The 19,948-nt window shown below is 48.6% G+C and carries 23 protein-coding genes; 10 read left to right on the plus strand and 13 right to left on the minus strand.

Annotation, left to right across the window (positions count from 1 at the left end):
* A partial coding sequence (locus CWE23_RS00005) for an RNA-guided endonuclease InsQ/TnpB family protein (RefSeq protein WP_157982890.1) occupies window positions 1-518 on the minus strand: 518 nt, incomplete at its 3' end.
* A gap of 124 nt (window positions 519-642) precedes the next feature.
* Here CWE23_RS00005 and CWE23_RS00010 point away from each other — a divergent pair.
* On the plus strand, window positions 643-834 hold the full coding sequence (locus tag CWE23_RS00010) for a pirin-like C-terminal cupin domain-containing protein (RefSeq protein ID WP_241970497.1): 192 nt from the start codon (window positions 643-645) through the stop codon (window positions 832-834).
* Window positions 835-932: 98 nt separating this feature from the next.
* Window positions 933-2,159, plus strand: coding sequence for a DEAD/DEAH box helicase (locus tag CWE23_RS00015; RefSeq protein WP_126819041.1), 1,227 nt, complete (start codon window positions 933-935; stop codon window positions 2,157-2,159).
* Window positions 2,160-2,271: 112 nt separating this feature from the next.
* Here the strand turns inward: CWE23_RS00015 and CWE23_RS00020 are convergent, their stop codons facing one another.
* Entirely contained in the window at window positions 2,272-3,183 is a 912-nt protein-coding gene (locus CWE23_RS00020; protein WP_157982891.1) for a S41 family peptidase, read from the minus strand.
* A 158-nt stretch (window positions 3,184-3,341) separates the two neighbouring features.
* Window positions 3,342-3,746 carry a hypothetical protein gene (locus CWE23_RS00025; RefSeq protein WP_126819043.1) on the minus strand — a complete coding sequence of 135 codons (405 nt, stop codon included), beginning with the start codon at window positions 3,744-3,746 and terminating at the stop codon, window positions 3,342-3,344.
* A 170-nt stretch (window positions 3,747-3,916) separates the two neighbouring features.
* On the opposite strand from CWE23_RS00025, the gene CWE23_RS00030 reads away from it, so the two are divergent.
* A complete protein-coding gene (locus CWE23_RS00030) occupies window positions 3,917-4,651 on the plus strand; it encodes a putative bifunctional diguanylate cyclase/phosphodiesterase (protein WP_126819044.1) in 735 nt (244 codons plus the stop codon).
* A gap of 5 nt (window positions 4,652-4,656) precedes the next feature.
* Here the strand turns inward: CWE23_RS00030 and CWE23_RS00035 are convergent, their stop codons facing one another.
* Complete coding sequence (locus tag CWE23_RS00035; protein WP_126819045.1) at window positions 4,657-5,643, minus strand: GlxA family transcriptional regulator; 987 nt, start codon at window positions 5,641-5,643, stop codon at window positions 4,657-4,659.
* 106 nt (window positions 5,644-5,749) lie between these two features.
* Between CWE23_RS00035 and CWE23_RS00040 the strand changes: the two genes are divergently transcribed.
* The gene (locus CWE23_RS00040) at window positions 5,750-6,526 is read left to right on the plus strand and encodes an MBL fold metallo-hydrolase (RefSeq protein ID WP_126819046.1); all 777 of its coding nucleotides are present in this window, start codon (window positions 5,750-5,752) and stop codon (window positions 6,524-6,526) included.
* A 59-nt stretch (window positions 6,527-6,585) separates the two neighbouring features.
* Entirely contained in the window at window positions 6,586-7,260 is a 675-nt protein-coding gene (locus tag CWE23_RS00045) for a ferredoxin reductase domain-containing protein (RefSeq protein ID WP_105306366.1), read from the plus strand.
* Between the two features lie 192 nt (window positions 7,261-7,452).
* On the opposite strand, the gene CWE23_RS00050 is transcribed toward CWE23_RS00045, so the two are convergent.
* A complete protein-coding gene (locus CWE23_RS00050) occupies window positions 7,453-7,896 on the minus strand; it encodes a CopD family protein (protein WP_126819047.1) in 444 nt (147 codons plus the stop codon).
* A 144-nt stretch (window positions 7,897-8,040) separates the two neighbouring features.
* On the opposite strand from CWE23_RS00050, the gene CWE23_RS00055 reads away from it, so the two are divergent.
* The gene (locus CWE23_RS00055) at window positions 8,041-8,256 is read left to right on the plus strand and encodes a hypothetical protein (RefSeq protein WP_126819048.1); all 216 of its coding nucleotides are present in this window, start codon (window positions 8,041-8,043) and stop codon (window positions 8,254-8,256) included.
* Between the two features lie 49 nt (window positions 8,257-8,305).
* On the opposite strand, the gene CWE23_RS00060 is transcribed toward CWE23_RS00055, so the two are convergent.
* Window positions 8,306-8,788 carry a DUF2267 domain-containing protein gene (locus CWE23_RS00060; protein ID WP_105307715.1) on the minus strand — a complete coding sequence of 161 codons (483 nt, stop codon included), beginning with the start codon at window positions 8,786-8,788 and terminating at the stop codon, window positions 8,306-8,308.
* Between the two features lie 215 nt (window positions 8,789-9,003).
* On the opposite strand from CWE23_RS00060, the gene CWE23_RS00065 reads away from it, so the two are divergent.
* Window positions 9,004-10,287, plus strand: a complete 1,284-nt coding sequence (locus tag CWE23_RS00065; RefSeq protein WP_126819049.1) for an NAD(P)/FAD-dependent oxidoreductase — start codon at window positions 9,004-9,006, stop codon at window positions 10,285-10,287.
* Between the two features lie 16 nt (window positions 10,288-10,303).
* Here CWE23_RS00065 and CWE23_RS00070 read toward each other — a convergent pair whose 3' ends face one another.
* The 4 genes from CWE23_RS00070 to CWE23_RS00085 are packed head-to-tail and all read right to left on the minus strand — an operon-like array spanning window position 10,304 to window position 13,673.
* Window positions 10,304-11,029 carry a HugZ family pyridoxamine 5'-phosphate oxidase gene (locus tag CWE23_RS00070; RefSeq protein ID WP_105306362.1) on the minus strand — a complete coding sequence of 242 codons (726 nt, stop codon included), beginning with the start codon at window positions 11,027-11,029 and terminating at the stop codon, window positions 10,304-10,306.
* Window positions 11,030-11,052: 23 nt separating this feature from the next.
* Window positions 11,053-11,832 (minus strand): heme ABC transporter ATP-binding protein, encoded by a 780-nt coding sequence (locus CWE23_RS00075; protein WP_126819050.1) that lies wholly within the window; start codon window positions 11,830-11,832, stop codon window positions 11,053-11,055.
* Window positions 11,819-12,841: a FecCD family ABC transporter permease gene (locus CWE23_RS00080; protein WP_126819051.1), complete on the minus strand. Its 1,023-nt coding sequence runs from the start codon at window positions 12,839-12,841 to the stop codon at window positions 11,819-11,821. The genes CWE23_RS00075 and CWE23_RS00080 overlap by 14 nt, the downstream gene beginning before the upstream one ends.
* Window positions 12,831-13,673 (minus strand): heme/hemin ABC transporter substrate-binding protein, encoded by an 843-nt coding sequence (locus CWE23_RS00085; RefSeq protein ID WP_105306359.1) that lies wholly within the window; start codon window positions 13,671-13,673, stop codon window positions 12,831-12,833. Before CWE23_RS00085 ends, CWE23_RS00080 begins: the two co-directional genes overlap by 11 nt.
* A 138-nt stretch (window positions 13,674-13,811) precedes the next feature.
* Between CWE23_RS00085 and CWE23_RS00090 the strand changes: the two genes are divergently transcribed.
* Window positions 13,812-15,950 (plus strand): TonB-dependent hemoglobin/transferrin/lactoferrin family receptor, encoded by a 2,139-nt coding sequence (locus tag CWE23_RS00090; RefSeq protein ID WP_241970498.1) that lies wholly within the window; start codon window positions 13,812-13,814, stop codon window positions 15,948-15,950.
* A 73-nt stretch (window positions 15,951-16,023) separates the two neighbouring features.
* Here the strand turns inward: CWE23_RS00090 and CWE23_RS00095 are convergent, their stop codons facing one another.
* On the minus strand, window positions 16,024-16,563 hold the full coding sequence (locus CWE23_RS00095; RefSeq protein WP_105306358.1) for a DUF924 family protein: 540 nt from the start codon (window positions 16,561-16,563) through the stop codon (window positions 16,024-16,026).
* A 140-nt stretch (window positions 16,564-16,703) separates the two neighbouring features.
* On the opposite strand from CWE23_RS00095, the gene CWE23_RS00100 reads away from it, so the two are divergent.
* Together CWE23_RS00100 and CWE23_RS00105 are read left to right on the plus strand one after the other, a co-directional pair.
* On the plus strand, window positions 16,704-17,033 hold the full coding sequence (locus tag CWE23_RS00100; protein ID WP_126819052.1) for a hypothetical protein: 330 nt from the start codon (window positions 16,704-16,706) through the stop codon (window positions 17,031-17,033).
* Window positions 17,034-17,082: 49 nt separating this feature from the next.
* Window positions 17,083-17,412, plus strand: a complete 330-nt coding sequence (locus tag CWE23_RS00105; protein ID WP_105306356.1) for a hypothetical protein — start codon at window positions 17,083-17,085, stop codon at window positions 17,410-17,412.
* A 112-nt stretch (window positions 17,413-17,524) separates the two neighbouring features.
* Here CWE23_RS00105 and CWE23_RS00110 read toward each other — a convergent pair whose 3' ends face one another.
* Together CWE23_RS00110 and CWE23_RS00115 are read right to left on the minus strand one after the other, a co-directional pair.
* Window positions 17,525-17,890, minus strand: a complete 366-nt coding sequence (locus CWE23_RS00110; RefSeq protein ID WP_126819053.1) for a cupin domain-containing protein — start codon at window positions 17,888-17,890, stop codon at window positions 17,525-17,527.
* Window positions 17,891-18,077: 187 nt separating this feature from the next.
* The gene (locus tag CWE23_RS00115; RefSeq protein WP_126819054.1) at window positions 18,078-19,118 is read right to left on the minus strand and encodes a DUF4238 domain-containing protein; all 1,041 of its coding nucleotides are present in this window, start codon (window positions 19,116-19,118) and stop codon (window positions 18,078-18,080) included.
* Window positions 19,119-19,948: the final 830 nt, after the last annotated feature.

Here is a 19,948-nt window from a genome sequence, read left to right on the forward strand (position 1 = left end):
GCAGGCGCTTCGACTCCATCATCCACAAGAATTGATGCGTAAAACTTACCTGTTTTACTCAAACTGACAGTAATGCTTTTTACTGCACCCGTAATTTCACGATGAATATTTGCCTTTACAGGCTGCATTTTGGGCAACTTAACAGCCCCATCCAGCACTTTAACACCCACACAGTGGTAACTCGACTGTTTGCCGTGCTTGCGTTTAAATTGCGGAAATTTGGCTTTTAACTTCGGGTTGAAGAAGTTGTCAAAGGCTTGGTGAAGGTTGATGACTGCCTGCTGCAAGGCGATTGAATCATATTGTTTCAACCAGTGGTATTTTCGTGATGTCTTAGCAACGGCAAGCAGCGGTTTTATGTCTTTTTTGGGGTTCAGCGTAACCCTGCGCTTGCGATACATATGAGACTTTAAATGCAGAGCCTTGTTGTACGCGAAACGCACAGCGCCAAACTGAGCTATTAAAAACTCAGTCTGCTCTTGAGTTGGGTAAATGCGTACTTTTGTCGCCCTTAACATTTAAATCATGCAACTGTATGGATAACCAGTATTCTCCTGATATAACTTTGCTTGTCAAGGACGTTGAGGCTTCGCCTCAATCGCCTTATATCCCCGCCCGATTGGGCGAGGGTTTACGGCGAAATTGCTAACGGTTACCGCTCAATCCGACACCCGGCTGGTCATTATCGGCGGCGCTTCCTTAGGCCCGCGGTACATCGATTGGAACTTCGTTGCAACCGACAAGAACCTGATCGAAACCGCCAAACAACGTTGGCAGCAACAGCAGTTTCCGAGCATTCCGGGCGACGCCGATGACTTTATTCCGTTGCCTTAAAGCGGCTTACAGCCGGCCAAAACCTGAAATAAAATGCGGTGAGCGCTGCTCTGAGGTAGAATACCCGTTCTTATCACTACTGAGTTGCACATTTATACATGACTTTTTCTGATCTCGGACTTTGCCCTGAAATTCTTACCGCCCTTACACGCCAGGGGTACACAGAACCAACGCCGATCCAGGCACAAGCGATTCCTCCGGTACTTGCCGGTAACGACGTAATGGCCGCGGCACAAACAGGGACCGGTAAAACCGCCGGTTTTACCTTACCGATTTTGGAAATGTTAAAGGACAACGAACGCGCTAAAGCCAATACCGCGCGTGTGCTGATCCTTACCCCCACCCGCGAGCTAGCAGCGCAGGTGGGTGAAAGTGTTGCAACCTATGGCGCCGGACTGCCGCTGAATTATGCCGTTGTCTTTGGTGGGGTAAAAATCAACCCACAAATGATGAAACTGCGTAAAGGCGTCGATATTTTGGTCGCAACCCCGGGCCGCCTGCTCGATCTTTACCAGCAAAACGCCATTCGCTTTCCAACGTTGGAAGTGTTGGTACTGGACGAAGCCGACCGCATGTTGGACATGGGCTTCATTCATGACATTAAAAAAATCATCAAACTGTTACCAACAAAGCGCCAGACGTTAATGTTTTCGGCGACCTTCTCTGACGACATCCGGGCGTTGGCCAAAAGCCTGGTCAATAACCCGGTCGAAATTTCTGTGGCACCGCCAAATTCCACTGCCGAGCGGATTGAGCAGACCATGTACGCCGCAGAAAAGAGCGAAAAGCCTCGCATGCTGATGCAAATACTGCGTGACCTTAACTTGCCTCAGGTGATTGTTTTTTCACGCACCAAACACGGTGCCAACCGTCTGGTGAAACAGCTCGACAGCGGCGGCTTTCTGGCGGCAGCCATTCACGGTAACAAAAGTCAGGGCGCACGCACCAAAGCACTGAGCGACTTTAAGGCCGGCAAAATACAGGTGCTGGTTGCTACCGATATTGCCGCTCGCGGCCTGGATATCGAAAAACTGCCCTATGTGATCAATTATGATCTGCCGCAAGTTGCCGAAGATTACGTCCACCGTATTGGCCGGACCGGCCGCGCCGGTCAGGTAGGTCACGCCATTTCTTTGGTCATGGACGAAGAATTTAAGACCCTCAAAGCGATCGAAAAACTCATCGGCCAGCCCATCGAACGTTGCAAACTGGAAGGTTTTAGCAACGTCGAACTTACCGGTAAAACGCCACCCCCAAAGAAAACGCAGCGTCCACCGCGTAAACCGCGCAACGCTAGCAATAAGTCACCAAGCGGCAATCGGTAAAGAAAAAAAAGCTACCCTTTTGGGGATAAGGGTAGCTTAACAAGAAAAGTCAAACTTCGTTACAACAACGCCAGATTATCAACGAAACCGTGTTGTTTACAGTGACAAATTGTCACAGCCCTCGAGCGGTGTTGCCTTGCTTCTGAACGACCAGGTCTAGCGCATCAATAGCCGGCGTTTGAATATCCGGAACAATCCCCGTCCGCTCCCAGTTGGTCTTCGTCGCTGTTATGATCGGCTTAAACATCGAAATACGAAACGCCAGCCGTTCGGTGATGTGGCGTACTCCCACATAAAAGCCGGCACTCGCCGTCGTATCACCAACCACAATGGCTCTAGCATTCGCCTGCAACACCCCAGCAAAAATTTCAGCGGCACTGGCTGTTTGGCTACTGGTTAATAGCCATACTGGTAAATCGCCGCGGAAATTAGCATGGGAAACGCCCGCCAATGCAGCCATCTCTGCGGTTTTCTCATTACTTGAATCAAGCACATACCAAAGCGGCGTCTTAACCGGCAAGAAGTAACTCAACATATACTGAACCAAGTCGGGGGAACCACCGACGGTGTCACGTAAATCAATGATCAGTCCATCACTGTGTTTAAGAAAGTTTAAAGCCGCATCAACCGCCTCTCTCGCCTGCTCATCCGGCGAAAACTTATTAAATTTTAAATAGCCGATATTGCCCCGTAGGTAGCGCACTTGCTCAAAACCAAAGTTATAGGTCAGTTTACCTTGCTGGTGGCTTATCACATGGGTAATCTTCTCATCAGGGTTAACGGTGTATAAACTGAGGTGGTTATCACCGGTAAGCGCGCGTAAATCCTTACCCAGTACCCGAGCAAACTCATCCAGTGACTCAAGTTCATCATAAATCCCAAGTTCGAACCGGCTCAAAAACAGACGCTTTAAATCAGCGACAACCTGTTGTTCGATGTACTCCCGTTGCATCACATCAAACGTTTCGGTAAGTAACTGACGAGTACGTTCAGATGTCAGTCCCTTGTCGTCTGCATGGGTCATTAGTGACGTTAATAATAAAGAAATAAGAAAAAGTAGCAGAGCCACAACTCTGCTAAAACTAAGCAAAATGGGTTTCATAAGTTTACCTTTAAACATTCATTAGCAACGGTAGGCCTATGCCCACCGGATATCTGTTAGGTCATTGAAAGCTAATGAATTTAGATAAAGGCGTTTTTGATTTTAAACTGTATACCCGTGTCCTTCCATCCAGAGAGGTGGAAGCGACTTGCTGGTTTATTTAAAAACCAATCATCAAAAATCGGTTCGGTGAGCGAATAAACATTAACAATGGTCGCGGTGAATAACGTTTCATCGGTACGGTCAAATTGCCACTTTGCCGACTGCTTATGGTGCTCAAAATAGCTGGCACTGGAATAAGACAGATACGAAACAGCCAAGTGATCGCTTGTTTCAGAGAGCGCAGAGGTGTCGGCAACAACAAACGGTGAGGATATTGATGATTCGGCGTCAGCGAAAGACAGCCAACAAAACAAGCACAGCAATACCGCCGTGAAAGTAATCTTAACAGCTTGCACACCATATTGGTTGGCGGTATCACCCATCAAGCTTCTCTAGCACCCGATTCCTTTTAAGTAGATCGTTACCATACTATTAATTTACGCCTTGCGCCAACCGCAGTTGCCTTACCCCACGCCCCGGTTAATTAACGGTTTTCTTAATTATATTCTACACTTACGTAAAGCATTACCCTATCGTAAAAGAACGCTTACAGCTGTCACAGGCGCTCAACCACGCCGTTGAAAACCAGGAACTTGCACTGGCTCTGCAACCGCAAGTTGATACACAACAACAGGTCATCGGTTTTGAGGCGCTGCTACGCTGGCAACATCCTAAGTTTGGTTCGGTCTCGCCCAGCCGCTTTATTGCGATTGCGGAAGCGTCCGGATCGATTGTCGAAATCGGTGATTGGGTGCTGCAACAATGTTGTGAAAAGCTTGTTCAATGGCAGCAAACCGGTCGCAAAAGCCTAACAATATCGGTCAACGTAAGTTCCGTGCAGTTTCGCCGCGGCGACTTTCTCTCGCGCGTGCAACACATCCTCGAGCACACCGGCGCAAATCCGAATCATCTTCGTTTTGAGCTAACCGAAAGCCTGATTGCCGACGACATTGACTTTATCGTCGCGCAAATGGAAGCCCTACGCGCTCTGGGCTTGTCCATTTCGCTGGATGACTTCGGCACCGGCTACGCTTCCTTGGCCTACCTGACACAGTTGCCGCTCGATGAGCTGAAAATTGATCGCGCCTTCGTCAATGATCTCGATAAACACAGCAAAGGCGAGTTACTCACCGAGACCATTATTAGCCTCGGCCGCAGCATGAACTTAGCCGTGATCGCCGAGGGCGTCGAAACACAGGAGCAATTCAAACGCTTGCAGGCAATGGGGTGTGAATATTTCCAGGGCTATTTGTTTGGTAAGCCGCGAATTGAACCGGATGAGTTTTAAACGCCCTAGCTAAACCGCCCGAATTGCCGGCGGTACGCCGACGGTGTGTAGCCGGTAACGCTCTTAAATGTCCGTCGAAACGATGTCTCGTCAGTAAAACCTAAGCAGTCACTGATTTGGTTAACGGCCTGGGAACTGTAGATAAGGTAATCCGAAGCCTGCCGCATCTTCACAAGCCGCATGAGATGCGCGCACGGCAGTCCGGTTATCGCTTTGGTCTTTCTGGCCAGAGTCCGTTCAGTGGTGTTCAGTCCCTTCGCCAGTAAAGACACCATCAGGGCACTGGCAGGCGTTTCCTCAACCCACGCGTAAATCTGCCGAATTAACGGATCGTCAAAGGCCATCACATTAACCGCCTGCAATGGCGTTACCCGACTCTCAGGCTTAGGCACCACCATAACGTCAATAATGTCCCGCAACAGATTGTGACCCAGTTCCTGCTCGATAATCGCCTGGGCGATAGGCAAATACCCATTAACCCCTGAAGCGGTCATGATAGCGTCATCGGCCACAAAAGTCTGAGAAAACCGCCACATTATCTGAGGGTTCCGGGCGCTAAGAAAGTTCGTCAGCCACCACGTCGACGTCGCCTTCTTGCCCGTCAAAACGCCAGCATCGACGAGCAAGCCGACCGCCGAACAGTAGGCCCATAACTGAATGTTTGGCTGCACGCGCTTAAGCTGGTCAACAAGGTCACTGTAGTTCTGCAACAGCCGACTGATATTGGCTTCACCATCGGTCCAGAATCCCGGCACGAGTATCGCATCCAACGAATCATCGGTCATCGACAGTGTCGGCGTAACCGACAGGCGGGCACCGTTATCGGTTATCTGAAGCTCTACAGGTTGGTTTAGGGAGGGCGTATTCACCCCCGCCCATACCACATCAAACCTTGCTGCTCCGGCGCGTTTATTTGCGGCTTGCAGCAGTTCTGCAAACGCCAGCAACCCAGATGCCATGCAACCGGGATAAACCAACAGACCCACTTTCATTCGTCACCACATGGCTGATATTGCATGATTAATGTCATAAACAGCCATTATGGTCACTGCTCAATAAAAATACAATGGGATTATCATCAATCACGGAGCACCCAACATGACCATCACTCAGCTTAGAAACGCCACCATCATCGTTCATTACAACAACGAGGTTATCTTGGTTGATCCCATGTTAGCCCCCCAAGGCGCCATTCCAGCGCTTAAATACCTCACCAGTAAACGCGTACGAAACCCAACCGCTCCACTGCCCAGTAATGCCGACAACCTGCTGAATAGCGTTACCGCGTGCTTAATCACCCATTGTCAAAAGGGCCATTTTGATCACCTCGACAGAGCAGCCACCAAATGGCTCAGAGCACGTCAGATACCAACCTATTGCGCAGAGAAAGACGCTCCTTTTCTCACCAAGAAAGGGCTCAACGTAAAACCGCTCAGTTGCTCGCGCAGCAACCCGTTTTTTCAAGGCAGTATCGAACTTATCCCCTGTGTACATGGTGACGGCATTGTGGGTCGGCTAATGGAGCACGGTTTTGGGTACCTCATTAAACAAGCCAACGAACCGAGCTTATACATCACCGGCGACACCTTATTAACGGACGATGTACGCCGTTGCATTAGCTTACAACAGCCGGACTGCATCGTCTTACCCGCTGGTGGCGCACAATTTGATATTGGTGGCCCCTTCATTATGGGCGTCGACGATGTACTGGAAGTTGGCGCCTTAAGTACCAGCCATATTATTGCTAACCACCTAGAAGCACTGGATCATTGCCCGGTTACCCGGCAGCAATTAAAAGCCGCCGTAGCCAACCAACCATGGGCTGACCGAGTTCATGTACCTGCCGACGGTGAAACAATTTCGGAGGTTTTTTGATCTTTTCCCCTGATCTCACCGTGTACAAAAAAACAGCAACCGAAAAGGAAGGGAAAAGCATGAGCTATACACTGGAAATTCAGGACATCAGCGATGTTACGCACGACGTTAAGCGCATCCGTCTGCCCAAGCCCGATGGCTACCAATTTACCCCCGGTCAAGCCACCGAAGTAGCCATTGACCGGGACGGTTGGCGAGAAGAAAAACGCCCTTTTACCTTCACCTCCATAAACAGCGACCCGTGGCTCGAATTCATCATCAAAGTCTACCCTGACCATGACGGCGTTACCGAGCAAATCGGTGCGTTGGGTAAAGGCGATGCGCTGATCATTGACGACCCCTGGGGGGCCATCAACTACAAAGGCGAAGGGACGTTCCTCGCCGGCGGCGCCGGCGTAACCCCCTTCATCTCGATTTTGCGTGACCTGCATAACAAGGGTGAGATTGGCAACAACCGTCTGGTTTTCTCCAATAAGACCGAGCAGGACATTATCCTGAGAGAAGAGTTTGAGCGTATGCTCGGCGACCAGTTCGTTAACGTAATCACCGAACAGCAACCCTCCGATGATTTGATGTTTTTAAACGGTCATATTGATAAAGACTTTCTGGCAACACACATCAAAGACGTTAACCAGGCCTTTTACGTCTGCGGCCCCGAGCCTTTTAACAACAGCATCATGGATGCGCTCAAGCAACTCGGTGCCGATCCAGATTCGTTGGTGTTTGAGAAATAAATCAACCACAACAAAAAAGTTTTAAAACCAGGGTTGCAAATAGGAACAATTCTCATTATGATCTGTATCGAAACTTAATTCAACGTCAAGTTTCAATTTACAGGTCTATTGCCTTTCCTCTCCTAGAAAGCGCAACGTTTATCCCCGGCTTCGGCCGGGGATTCTTTCATCTGGCTCTGTTTCCGACGACGCTCAATAAAACCAACCGGTACGGAATGACACGCCGACAACAACAAACAACACCGAAATGACGGTAACCGACACAATGTGCCACGCCATCACGTTGAGGTTCGACGGTGAAAGATTCGGTATTACACGAAACCTAGCGTTTATCGCAAAACCAGCGGTAAGTGCGAGCAAGCCGAGTTTGAGCATGATGGGATGAGCGACCGGGTTACTTAAATCAAACCACTGACTGACATCCGGCAACAGCCGGTGCGCCAGCATAACGCCGGTGATGATCTGAATAATCAGCGCCGGCATACCAATCTTTTCATAGACCGATTCAAAGCTTAGTAACAACTCTGGCGAACGCTGTTTCAGTACATTAGGCAGCACCACCACAGACAGAACAATATGCCCTCCTGTCCAGATGGTGGCAGCAAGGATATGAAGCAATAACAGTAAACCGTACATGGCGACCTCTCTGGCTTTGCACCGCTAAACTGTACCACTATGTGACAGAAAATATGAGCGGATTATTAAGCCTTATACTCATCCGTCGACTCTGCTACAGTTTCGTTATTGAAAATAACGATAAGCTCAACAATAAGTTCGCCCATGAAAATTTATAAAAAAGACATTACAGAAACCCTCTTCAGCACACTGTTCATCGCCGGTGGCTTTATCGTAGGTAGTAGCATCATGCGCTCGATAATCAATGGCGAACTGACCTTTCGCGACGACAACCTCTTCGTTTTTATCATCGCGTTCGTCGTCGCAGTGATTTTTCAGGTGCGGAAGGTGTTAAAACGGCAGGATAAGGTCAATAATTAAAGCGCGATTACGCAATGGCTTTGTATTGCGTCGTAGCAGCGCTGTATTATCAAAAGTCTTTCAATTGGATTTTTAAACTACGGTTAGTTTCAGCATTACGCAATTCCTGTTCGGAAACTTTCCAAAATTCAAAGGCTTGGTCGCTGATATCTCTTAATAAACGCTCTAATGCCTGAACATCAACGTTACGACGTAATGCAATAGCGACAGCGCTTCTGGCATTGCTGGGCGAAAAGTTATGTTGCTGCCGTACACTTTTAATTTCTTTAAGCAACTCCTCATCCGATCCAAAAGCCACCCGTTTTTCATTTGCGTCCCAGTCGGCGACGAATACCGCCCTAATACCGGGGGGAAGAAAATTGGCAAAGCACAACGCGTCACCGATCGTTAGGCGTCGCCGAAATGCCTGAAACACACCTACGACCATATTCCATGCCATATTGGTTGTCTCAAGATTAGAGGCATCTCTTGCGTCTACCATGAACTGGTTAAACTGCTCTGTCGCGTGATAATACTCGGGAGGTACAGGCATCGTTTCTCCATTATTTATCATTTATCGCATAAACTAAGCGGCACCCTAATCGCAGTTTATTTTTAAACTAAAATAAGCCAGACAACAAGCCGCCGATGATCTCGCTCAAATAATCTGTTTATTTATTAATCGTTTACAGATTACAAATTGACTATTTTTTAACCGTCGCACATAGTCATGAGACACACAAATAACGATTGGGTAAGGGTCTCGAGATGAGTAGGGTCATTGTTGCCGGTGCCGGGCTTGGCGGTGTTTCCGCCGCTTTTGAACTTCGCGAAATGTTGCCGGACACGGTTGATGTCGACGTGGTTCATGAAGGCGAAGAGTTTAACTTTGTTCCCTCCAACCCCTGGGTCGCGCTCGGTTCCCGAATGCGTGATCAAGTGGTGATGCCAATAGGGCCGATCTTTGAGAAGCATGACATTGGTTTTAACAGCTCAGGCATCAAGCACATTGACGCAAAAGCCCGTAAGCTGACGCTCGGTGACGGCTCTCAGAAAAGCTACGATTTTTTGGTGATCTGCACCGGCCCCAAGCTGGCCTTTGAGCAGATTCCGGGAGCGGGACCTGAAGGCGGGTACACCCAGTCCATTTGCACCGCCGACCACGCCGTAAAAGCGCACCAGGCATTTCAACAGTTACTCGACAATCCAGGCCCCATACTGGTAGGCGCCCTGCCCGGCGCCAGTTGCTTCGGGCCGGCCTACGAGTACGTGCTGTCGCTGGAGTATGAACTGAGAAAACGCAAAATTCGTGACCGTGTGCCCATCACCTTTGTCACACCCGAACCGTACATCGGCCATATGGGGCTAGGCGGAGTCGGTGACTCTAAAGGCTTAATGGAGCATAAATTCCGTGAACATGGCATAAAATGGATCTGTAACGCCAAGGTGACCGAGTTTTCCAGCAATCAGGCATCCTTCGACGTACTTAACGAGGACGGCAGCAGCAAAGGCAGCCAACAACTGCCGTTTCATCTGGCGATGTTTTTACCGGCCTTTAAAGGCTCACCTGCCGTCGCCGAAGTGCCGGATTTATGCAACCCGAAAGGCTTCGTCAAAACCGACACGCATCAGCGCTCACTGGCTTATCCTGAAATATACGCAGCCGGTGTTTGCGTCGCTATCCCCCCTATTGAGGAAACGCCGGTACCCGTCGGCGCGCCGAAAACCGGGCTGATGATTGAATCCATGACGTCGGCCATCGTCGCCAACATCAAAGCCACCTTAGACCATGAACCGGCAACCGCAGAGCCGACATTAAGTGCGCTTTGCCTTGCAGACATGGGCAACACCGGCATCGCGTTTTTGGCGATACCGCAAAACCCGCCGCGCAACCAGAACTGGACCGGCTCAGGCCGTTGGGTGCACTGGGCTAAAGTCGGTTTTGAAAAGTACTTCTTCCATAAAGTGCGCAGCGGTACCAGCGAACCGGTTTACGAGCGGGTCGGTATGCACATGATTGGGGTACATCGCTTGAAGCAAAACGATCACTAAGCGCGTAGCGCGGCCGTTATGCGGCTCGCGCTCGTTGCGTCAGTTCAACCAACTGCTGGCGCACTTGTTTACCATCCGTAGCCACAGTTTCAAAGGCAATAAAATAGACCTGCTCGTCATAGCTCAGGTGAAAGCCATCAGGGTAAATACTGTGCATTGTGACACTGCCAGGTTCAAAGGTACTGCCGTTTAAGTGCTGTTGCAGGATAAGCGCACAGGCATCTGCATGATCTTCGTTCATGTGGTTTATCATGCTAAGCGCCGCCTTATGATCCCATTCAGGCGCAGGATATAGCCATTCTTCCGGTTCTAACCAAAAGATTTCACCGAAACCACCAATAAACCGAATGTGTTCGACCGTAAGCTGCCAGAACTTAAAATCGTGCGCTTTTTTATAACCCTGAGCGCTCGGAAACCGTTGATAGTATCGTTCCGCTAATTCTGCATCACTAATGACCTGCGCATGCCCACTTAAGGTCAAGCGTCCCTGGGTGTTCTGATCCCCTTTTTCGGCATGGTCATAAAGCGTAACACTTAAGCGGCTGTCTTGACTCAGATTGCGGGCGTGCTGAGCAATGTCAGAAACATAAAAAACGATATGCCCCTCATCAGTAAGCATAACCGGCGATACAGAGCCAAAAGGCATACCGCCAAGTTTCTTCGACAAAGTCGACAAGACAGCGGTGCTGTTACGCTGTGCAAGGGCGCGTGCTTGTTGAGCAGCTTGTTGACGTTTGTTCATTAAAAGTCCTCTTTTTTACGTAATTATAAATGTCGGGGTTCGGTAAAAATCATCGGTTTGTGGATATTAGGATGTTTAGTGATATAAACCGGACTGCGATACGTCTTTTCCAGTATTTCCGAACGAAATACCGTTTCTGGTTTTGCAAAGTGCTTTAGTGCGCCATCGGCCAACAACAGAATATTATCAGCGTATAACGAGGCTAAATTTAAGTCATGCATCACCGCTATCACCAAATTGCCCTGACGCGTAAAACGCCTCAGTTCGGCAAGAACAGAATGCTGATGATAAACATCGAGCGCTGACGTAGGCTCATCCAGAAGCAACATCTGCTCACCCGGCACAGCAACGTCCAGCTGGCATAAGCAACGAGCAATATGAGCCCGCTGTTGCTCCCCCCCGGACAAGGTATCCATAGTGCGGTCGGCAAACGCTTCGGCGTCGAAACGCTGCAGCCATTTGTAGGCTCTTTGTTGAGTAACAACGTCGGTTTCATTGGACCAAAACCGACCCATCCCCACCAGTTCAGACACGGTTAACCCGAACGGGGCGCTCAGCTTCTGCTCCATCACCGCGCGAACAGGCGCGAGTTGCTTAGGGATCCAGTTAGAAAGCTCTCTGCCATTCAACCGAATACTTCCCTGGTAATTCAGTTCACCGGCCAGAGTATTCACCAGCGTCGACTTACCTGCGCCGTTCTCGCCGATAAGAGCCACAAACTCTCCGGCTTCCAGAGTGAGGTCAAACGCGCCTAATACACGTTTCTGACCACACTTCACATGAGCGATATTAATATCCAGCATGAAGCCTCCGCTTTTGTTGGATAAGTAAGTAAATAAAGAAAGGAGCGCCAACGGACGCGGTAATGATGCCTATCGGTAACTCGGCCGGAGCAACAATGGTTTTAGCGATCCAGTCCGTAAGCACCAGTACGCTCGCACCAAACAGCATGGAAACCGGCATCAGCCAGCGAATATTGGCACCAACCAAAAGCCGTGCAATATGCGGAATAATCAGACCAACAAAGCCGATCATACCGGTGAGCGCTACGGCCCCGCCGACACCTAATGCCACCCAAATAATCAGTTGACGCTTAAGCGATCGCGTATTCACACCCAGATAACGGGCCTGGCGCTCCCCCAATAGCAGGGTATTAATGGATTTACGCAGCATAAATAACGCAATCGAACTAACCCCCATTAAAACCACACCCAGCGGCAACTGATCCCAGTTGGCACCCGCTAACGAGCCCATCTGCCAAAAGCTCATTAAACGCAGGGCATCATCGTCGGCGTAATAACTTAATAACCCCAGTAGTGCGCCCGCCAGCGCATTGATTGCGACACCGGCCAGCAGCAAAGTAGCAACATCAACCCCCGTTTTTCCGCCTGCCAGCCGATAAACCAGAAATGTCGTTAGCAGCGCGCCAAGAAAAGCAGCCAAAGACACCCAGAAGCTGCCTTGTAGCCCAATCTGCGCACCCAACGCGATAACGCTTAACGCAAACACAGCTGCACCACCGGAGATCCCAATCAAACCGGGATCAGCCAAAGGATTTCGACAAAGCGTTTGCATCGCAGTACCACTTTGCGCCAACACCGTACCCACCAGTAAACCAAGCACCAATCTTGGTAAACGCAGTTGTGTCACCACCGTCTGCTCAAGCTCGTTCATCGGAGCCGAAAAGCCGGGCAGCCACATTAAGGGTAAGCGCCAGTCACTGAGCACTGGACCGCTGGACAACAACAACCAACTACTGGCGAGAATGCCAACCGCGCCCGCAATCAGCCAACGACGTCGTTCAAAAGTCATCAACGTACTCCAACAGCGATTGATGGGCTTCAGCAATACGCGTCGTCATCCCCAAGGCCAACAACGAATCCATCACCAGCAGGCGGCACGACTGACCGACTTTTAGTAATTGCAGAGTGGCCGTTTGACAGAACTCATCACGCCCACCAGCGGCATCCACCACATGCGATGGTGCAACGATAAAGTCAGGTTGATTGAGGAGTAAATGTTCCCGGGAAACGGTTTTGAAACCCTTATGTTCAGCAATGTTGTTGATGTCCGAATGTTCAAACAGCAAATCCGGCACACTGTCTTTGCCGGCGGCGACGACGCCGCGTTCAGACACTTGTAAAACAAAGAGTCCGTTTAACGTTTGCGCCCGCTTAACCGAATGAAACTGCGCTTTGATGGTTTCGATAACCGCGTTGGCGTTTTCAGGCATGCCCAGTTGATCCGCAACAGCACTAATGAGCTTATAGAACCCCGTTAACGTGGTTGGCTTTTCAAATGATACAACCGGCACTCCTGCCGTCTCTATCTGCGCCAGCGCGCGCTCACTGCCAGCACCTTCCAGAACCCAAACCTGTTGTGGGTTAAAGCTAAGCACCCCTTCGGCGGACAGATTGCGGTAATAACCCACTTTAGGGAGCGCGTGTACGTGTTTCGGTGAGGTACTCGACGTATCGACACCGATCACCTTATCACCGCCCCCTACCGCAAAAACAATATCTGTCAAAGTACCGCCAGCAGTAATCAAGCCGCCATCGGGAGCAGGCTGAGTGTGGCCGCAAAACGGCACCGCCGCAGCCAGCATTATGAGTAGATTTTTTAACGATTGGTAAAGCCTCTTCATAGCCGCCTCTTGTTGTCGTGATTTGCGATTGCGAAAAATAAAATAGTAATTTTCTATTGCAAATGCAAATAGTTTTCGTTTAGATCTACGCCGTTTTCATGATTCTTGTTTTGTCATTCAAAAAAATTGGAGAAGCTTGTGAACGTTTTGAATCATAAAGTTCGAGCATTTAAACCTTCGCTTGTGGCACTGGCGATCGCTACGACGATGGTCAGCGGAGTCAGTACCGCCGAAGTCGCCTCCCCCGAGGCTGAGCAAACGGTCGATGAGATCGTTGTCGTCACCGGCTCCCGCACGGAAGAGAAGCTCGAAGACGTTGCCGGCGCCGTCAGTGTGGTGACGGCCGAAGAAATTGATATGCAAGTGAGCAACGGACTTGCCGACGTATTCCGTTATGACCCCAGCATTCAGTCCACTGGTACACAAGGACAGCCGCAAACCCTGTCAATTCGTGGCATAGGTGGCAATCGAGTTGTCTACATCAAGGACGGTCGTCGACTGAATGACGCCTATGCCGGAGGGGGTGGTTACCTGGTCGGTCGTGGTTATCTAGACGTTACACAGGTGCAGCAAATTGAAGTGGCCAAAGCCGCCGCATCGCCGCTGTACGGCTCCGATGGCTTAGGTGGCGTCGTGGTCATTTCAACACCCGATCCCGACGATTTATTAAACGGCCAGGACCATCACGCAGGCTTAACGCTGGGGTTTGACGGAATAAACACCGAAAAGAAACTTGGATTTAGCGGCGCACAGCAGTTCGATGGGTCCAATGCCATGATTCAGGTTGCGGCACGGCAAGGTAACGAAACGCAAAACCATGAGGAATCGTTACCGGGTTTCGACTACGACAGCCAAAGTGTGTTAGCAAAATGGGCAGTAGCCGTCGCCAAAAGCGATGAACTGATGTTTAGCATCGACCATTTTAAGCAAACCACCGAGCAACAGCTTAGCGAGACCAACCAAACCGACGACGACAACCGTCAAACTGCATTTTCGATCGATTATCAGCGCAATCAATCGAACGCGCTTGCCGATTCTCAGGACTGGCAGCTTTATATCACTGATTATGAGCAAGGCAGTGATCAGGTTCGTGCGGGTGCCAGTCGCTCAGGGGCTTACACCGACTACAATGATTATGCTTTTAAACAAACCATCATAGGCGCGCGTTGGCAGGCCCAAAAGCAACTGGAGCAAGCCACAGTTCGGCACGATCTGGTGTTCGGTTTTGACGCCGACTACTACGATACAGAACGACCCCGGTTTAAAACACGCATCGCTGTCGACGGCACCGTCGTGCAGGATAATGAGCCACAAAAGGCATTTCCGGGAGCCGAAACCTGGCTAACCGGATTATTCCTTCAAGATAACATCACTTTCGAGGATTCTGCCTTTAAACTCATTGTCGGCGCGCGACTGGATCATTACGACATGAGCCCAAATGAAAATACACTGTATGATATGTCAGAACTTGCGGAGATCAGCGAAACCGCATTCTCACCCAAACTTGCCGGTATCTATACCTTCAGCTCGGGCGTTCGGGGCTACCTGCAGTATGCCGAAGGATTTAAAATCCCGCCTCATGACCAGGCTTATCAAAGCCATGGTATCGAACCCTTCTACGCGATACTGCCTAACCCTGACTTGCAACCGGAAAGCAGTCGTTCACTGGAGTCGGGACTAAAGTTCAGCAATGACAGCACACGGTGGAGTTTCGCGGCGTTCTATAGCCACTTCGACGACTTTATTGAAACCGCCGTAGTGGGCAGCAGCCCTACGTATATTCCGGGCGTAGAGCGTGTTGAATATCAATACGTGAATCAGGATAAGGTAACCATTAAAGGCGCAGAAGCCAGCTTCACTCACTGGCTGAATGATTACTTTCGTATCGACACTACCGCTGCCTACGTCAGCGGCGAGAATGACGCAACCGGAGAGGCACTAACATCGTTATCACCGTTGTCGGGCAATTTCTCTTTGGGTTACTTCGGTAACCAATGGCATATTCGCGGCATACTCAATGCGGTAGCCACAATGGATGATGTACCCAGCGCATCGCCGGAAACCGGTGCATTTATAGAAACCCCCGGTTACACCACGCTCGATATTTTAGCTGGTGTTTCATTTGGCGACTGGCAGGTAAATCTCGCAGCGCTGAATATCACCGATAAATATTACGTGCCATACCAAAGTGTCGCGGGGCTGCCAGCACAAACGCCGACAGAGCAATACAGTCAACCGGGACGTTCGATTGCTATGCAGTTGTCCTACGAATTTTAAAGGTCAGTCTTTAAATCAGTGGTGAGCATGAGTCGCTCACCACGCTTAGATTAAACACTACAGGCGCCCGGCATTAAAAACTCGAGCCGGGCTGCTGCAGAAAGGCCAACTCTTCTTCACTGGAAGTACGGCCTAATATGTCGTTACGGTGCGGGTAGCGGCCAAAGCGGTCTATGATTTCTTTGTGCTTGAGCTCAAACTTGTAGTTGTACTCCAGGCCCGGCTGTTCGAACAGGATAACGGCTTGTTGATGGATGGCCGCCGACTCGCTGTGCATATACGGCATATACAAAAACGCCTTTTGATCGTTGCTCAGACTTTTATCAGCACCACAGGCAACCGCCTCCTGCGCCAGCACCAACGCCATAGGATCCTGACTAAATGCCATCGGCGTGTCGCGATAGACATTTCGTGAGAACTGATCAAGCACAATAATTTCGGCCAAACGCCCTTCTGCGCTTTGTCGCCAGCGCCAGCACTCTCCCGCCGCAGCAGCCACTAAAATGTCGCTAAAACGCGTTTTTATGGTGTTATCCAGCGCATCGCTCTTGGCAAACCATTGCTTGGATGTCAGCTCGTCGAACCAGAAATCGATAACAGCTTGCGGATTCATTGTTGTGCTCCTGATCTTAACCGTGATGTTTGCAAAATAACCGCGTTTGGTTGGTTTCCGCTGGACTTGCAAGGACATCGGCTAATATGGAATAGTAGATGACTTGAGACACAAAGTTAACAGTTTTACCGGTGGCATCGATGAAACCACTTCGCTCAATAGGTGTAATGATACTAGGTTACCTTCTCGGTAACCTAATCTTACTCATGACCTACAAGTTTCCAGCGCCTTTGTCAGGTTTTTATGAAAAAATCAGCTTTACTAAGGCCATTCATATTTTTGATGAGATTATTTTTATTAGCTTTTTCTATATATTAGTGGGTGGCTGGCTTTATTTTTCACTCTTAATTTTGCTCATTTATATAATCCAAAGAAAAATAAACTTAAATAACACCGCTCTTGTTAACCTTAGCTTTTTTGGGGGAGCTTTATTTTCAGCAATCGTGTTAGTCCTTACGCTAATAGAGTAAATAACTTCTGTATTCGTTTACGATAGTAAACTTACCCCGTATTGTTTCAATGATTTCTGAACAGGATAAATCAGTGAGACAATTTCTTTTAAGAACCACAACGATTGGTATTCTTTTAAACATGCCGCCACTGCTGGCACAGCTTATGACACTGCTTAAACTTGATATTACCCCTATCATTTTGGCAACGCTGTTATGGGCAAACACCCCACTACAATACTTCGGTATGGCATCAATCTTCACTCAACAACAGATAACCTTCGAGGAATGGGGTGTGAGCCAGGCCTCTCCTGTGGTTTGGGTGTCGGTCGTATTATTTTGGCTATTCCTGGCAGCCCTTATCAGCGCTATAAGCCTGCTACGGATAAGCAGAAGATAAAAAACACATAAATGACCCGGTCAAGCAGGTTGATATCGCTGGTGCATGACACCTGTCGGTACCAAGCAGGACTCTATCAGCTTGAGATTGCGGAACCAGGTAGCATTCATCATCAAATCCAAACGTCATTTTCAGCGGTTTTACGGCCCTTTTCATCACCAGTGTTGACCACACCCCGCGGCTCGATCAATAACACCTGCGCCTCTTGCTCGGCGTAAGGCTTATGTTCAACGCCCTTTGGCACCACGTACATTTCACCCTCAGACAGCTCAACATGGCCGTCTCTGAAGTCAATGCGCAGACGCCCCGCAAGCACAATGAAGGTTTCATCGGTCTCCTTGTGGTCATGCCAGACAAAGTCACCTTGCAGCTTCACCACCTTGAACTGGTAATCGTTCATCTCGGCAATCACTTTTGGCGACCACTGTTCAGTAAACAAGCTGAGTTTTTCTTTAAAGTTTATCGGTTTGTGTGGCATAGGGGTCCTTTAGGTTTAGTCTGGTTTGTGCCATTAGCAGACCTTGGCTCTATATCAGTGAAATGTCGCTCAATAGAAATGTCTTGAAGAACGAAAAGAAGATAATGTTTTCTCTCTAAACTATAAAGTCTACAGTCTACAGTCTACAGTCTACAGTCTACAGTCTATTGATTATCGGTTTAGGAGCTTATATTGAGGAAGAAGACGTTATTAAGCTACTTACTATTTTTTCAATCTCGCTTTTCGACAGAAGGTGAGCATTTTCCTGAATAAGTAAACCTAGTTGTTGTATGTCGTCAGTGTTCTCACTTGATATAAAATGCTCGTAGGAACACCGGGCGATTTCTCTGCGAATTTCAAGAAAGTCGATATAAATACTGCGATTAACTGACCCAACAAGTATTCTCGAAGGTGTTAAAGGGAGGAGTATTGCTAGTAATTGGTCTTCTTTATCAAGAAAAGGCTTGTAGGTGCGAGAGCCTGATACTTTAAAAACCAACATCGAATCACCTAAGGGGATTGATACTTGTTCAGATGTGATGATGGAGTAGTTTAGTGTTTCATAACGAATTGCTTTGTGTGCTGGAACTAATGATTCCCTCAGGCCAGATAAATGACCTGTCTTAATTGAATCCAATAGTCTTTTGGGCGATAGGTTCAAAACCTCGCTTCTGAAATTTTGCGCTATCTGTGTAGCATTTTCTTTCATGAAAGGGCCTAGTTGAGGCCTTATCAACTCTCGTAGAATGGGAACTTGAGCAGTTGTTGCCCCTAGTTCTCGTATTGCGTTATCTATTATGGTCGGCTCATTTACAATTTGATTTTCGACGAGAGCTACTAAAGATTTTTCGTCAGATACAAGTTCAACGAGAGTATTCAGCAAACTCTGCCCTGCGCTCATAAAGGAAAGCCGTAAATGTCTTGTACGAGCCTCTAGGTGAGCAACAACCATAGCAATGTCTTTAGAAACTGGTTCAGGCGTATCGCTCTGCTGTAAATTTCTGACAATACGTCCAATCTTCATTTCCAGCTGAGTGATCGATTCATCAACCTCTGAGTTATTGCCCTCTGAGTAAAAGTATCCCTCAACCCCAACATTTTTTATATTGGCCTCGAAAGGTTTTGATGACTGGCGGAAGACCCACGTAAAGTGCTCATCGCCATAGCTTTGGCTTTTAAAGCCTCGTTGTAACAACTGAGGGATATAATGTTGTCTTTTTCCTGACATAAGTAGTCACTATTTATAATAGGGAGCCTCCTATATTCTACGGGCGCATCCCAAACGTGAAATGTTCCTGCGATAAGCTGGCCGTATATGCGCTGGCGTCATCTACACTAATTACTAATTGAATTACATAAAAACTCGAATGTCGGTTCCTTGCTCGCAGCTGACCCTCGGCTTAGTGCCAGGAGCGGACGTTAACGTCATTGTTCAAAGGTATTAGAACAAGTCCCTCGAGTGCTGGCCCAGCAGAGATGGGGCTACCTGCAGTTACTTGTTAAAGCTTACATTAATCCCTAAATAGCTCTCGATTTTTTTGCATTTCGTCATAGATAATCCCTAGCTCATCACTAAGATCGTCTTTACCTAACCTAATACGGTTTCCTATCTGGTTCATGCTCCTAGCTGCATTTAAAACTTTATCTGACGATGGCAAGTCATAAATAACGGATAAACGTGAGTACCAGATGATGGACTGTCCTTTTTTGGAGCAACTCTGATGCAAGCACGAAAAGCTCACTTTGGGCAGAATCACTCACCTCGGCAGAGATCATTTCGCCCTGATTACGAAGAAAATATTGAGTAATTCATACCAAAAGACTTCGAAATTCAAGCATTGGTTCTATGACAAACTTGATTAATATCTGGCCGAGTACATAGAGAGAAGCACCTGGGATTATTGATCAAAAATCAGTGTTCATAAGTTCCCCTTATTGATCACGTTTTTCCCAATAGTGAACGTTAACGCCACCAAATATGTCAATCCTCGGAAAATCTGTCAGTTTTCAATAAACGTTGCACGTTATATCTCAGTACTTTTGTTGTCGCAGTCTTTG

It is taken from the genome of Idiomarina aquatica, from assembly GCF_003987185.1.
GTDB lineage: Bacteria > Pseudomonadota > Gammaproteobacteria > Enterobacterales > Alteromonadaceae > Idiomarina > Idiomarina aquatica.

Bases quoted from the DNA above. Each gene is read 5' to 3' on its own strand.
- CWE23_RS00015 (WP_126819041.1), top strand. From the start codon at position 933: ATGACTTTTTCTGATCTCGGACTTTGCCCTGAAATTCTTACCGCCCTT.
- CWE23_RS00020 (WP_157982891.1), bottom strand. From the start codon at position 3,183: ATGACCCATGCAGACGACAAGGGACTGACATCTGAACGTACTCGTCAG.
- CWE23_RS00025 (WP_126819043.1), bottom strand. From the start codon at position 3,746: ATGGGTGATACCGCCAACCAATATGGTGTGCAAGCTGTTAAGATTACT.
- CWE23_RS00035 (WP_126819045.1), bottom strand. From the start codon at position 5,643: ATGAAAGTGGGTCTGTTGGTTTATCCCGGTTGCATGGCATCTGGGTTG.
- CWE23_RS00040 (WP_126819046.1), top strand. From the start codon at position 5,750: ATGACCATCACTCAGCTTAGAAACGCCACCATCATCGTTCATTACAAC.
- CWE23_RS00045 (WP_105306366.1), top strand. From the start codon at position 6,586: ATGAGCTATACACTGGAAATTCAGGACATCAGCGATGTTACGCACGAC.
- CWE23_RS00050 (WP_126819047.1), bottom strand. From the start codon at position 7,896: ATGTACGGTTTACTGTTATTGCTTCATATCCTTGCTGCCACCATCTGG.
- CWE23_RS00055 (WP_126819048.1), top strand. From the start codon at position 8,041: ATGAAAATTTATAAAAAAGACATTACAGAAACCCTCTTCAGCACACTG.
- CWE23_RS00060 (WP_105307715.1), bottom strand. From the start codon at position 8,788: ATGCCTGTACCTCCCGAGTATTATCACGCGACAGAGCAGTTTAACCAG.
- CWE23_RS00065 (WP_126819049.1), top strand. From the start codon at position 9,004: ATGAGTAGGGTCATTGTTGCCGGTGCCGGGCTTGGCGGTGTTTCCGCC.
- CWE23_RS00070 (WP_105306362.1), bottom strand. From the start codon at position 11,029: ATGAACAAACGTCAACAAGCTGCTCAACAAGCACGCGCCCTTGCACAG.
- CWE23_RS00075 (WP_126819050.1), bottom strand. From the start codon at position 11,832: ATGCTGGATATTAATATCGCTCATGTGAAGTGTGGTCAGAAACGTGTA.
- CWE23_RS00080 (WP_126819051.1), bottom strand. From the start codon at position 12,841: ATGACTTTTGAACGACGTCGTTGGCTGATTGCGGGCGCGGTTGGCATT.
- CWE23_RS00085 (WP_105306359.1), bottom strand. From the start codon at position 13,673: ATGAAGAGGCTTTACCAATCGTTAAAAAATCTACTCATAATGCTGGCT.
- CWE23_RS00095 (WP_105306358.1), bottom strand. From the start codon at position 16,563: ATGAATCCGCAAGCTGTTATCGATTTCTGGTTCGACGAGCTGACATCC.
- CWE23_RS00100 (WP_126819052.1), top strand. From the start codon at position 16,704: ATGAAACCACTTCGCTCAATAGGTGTAATGATACTAGGTTACCTTCTC.
- CWE23_RS00105 (WP_105306356.1), top strand. From the start codon at position 17,083: ATGATTTCTGAACAGGATAAATCAGTGAGACAATTTCTTTTAAGAACC.
- CWE23_RS00110 (WP_126819053.1), bottom strand. From the start codon at position 17,890: ATGCCACACAAACCGATAAACTTTAAAGAAAAACTCAGCTTGTTTACT.
- CWE23_RS00115 (WP_126819054.1), bottom strand. From the start codon at position 19,118: ATGTCAGGAAAAAGACAACATTATATCCCTCAGTTGTTACAACGAGGC.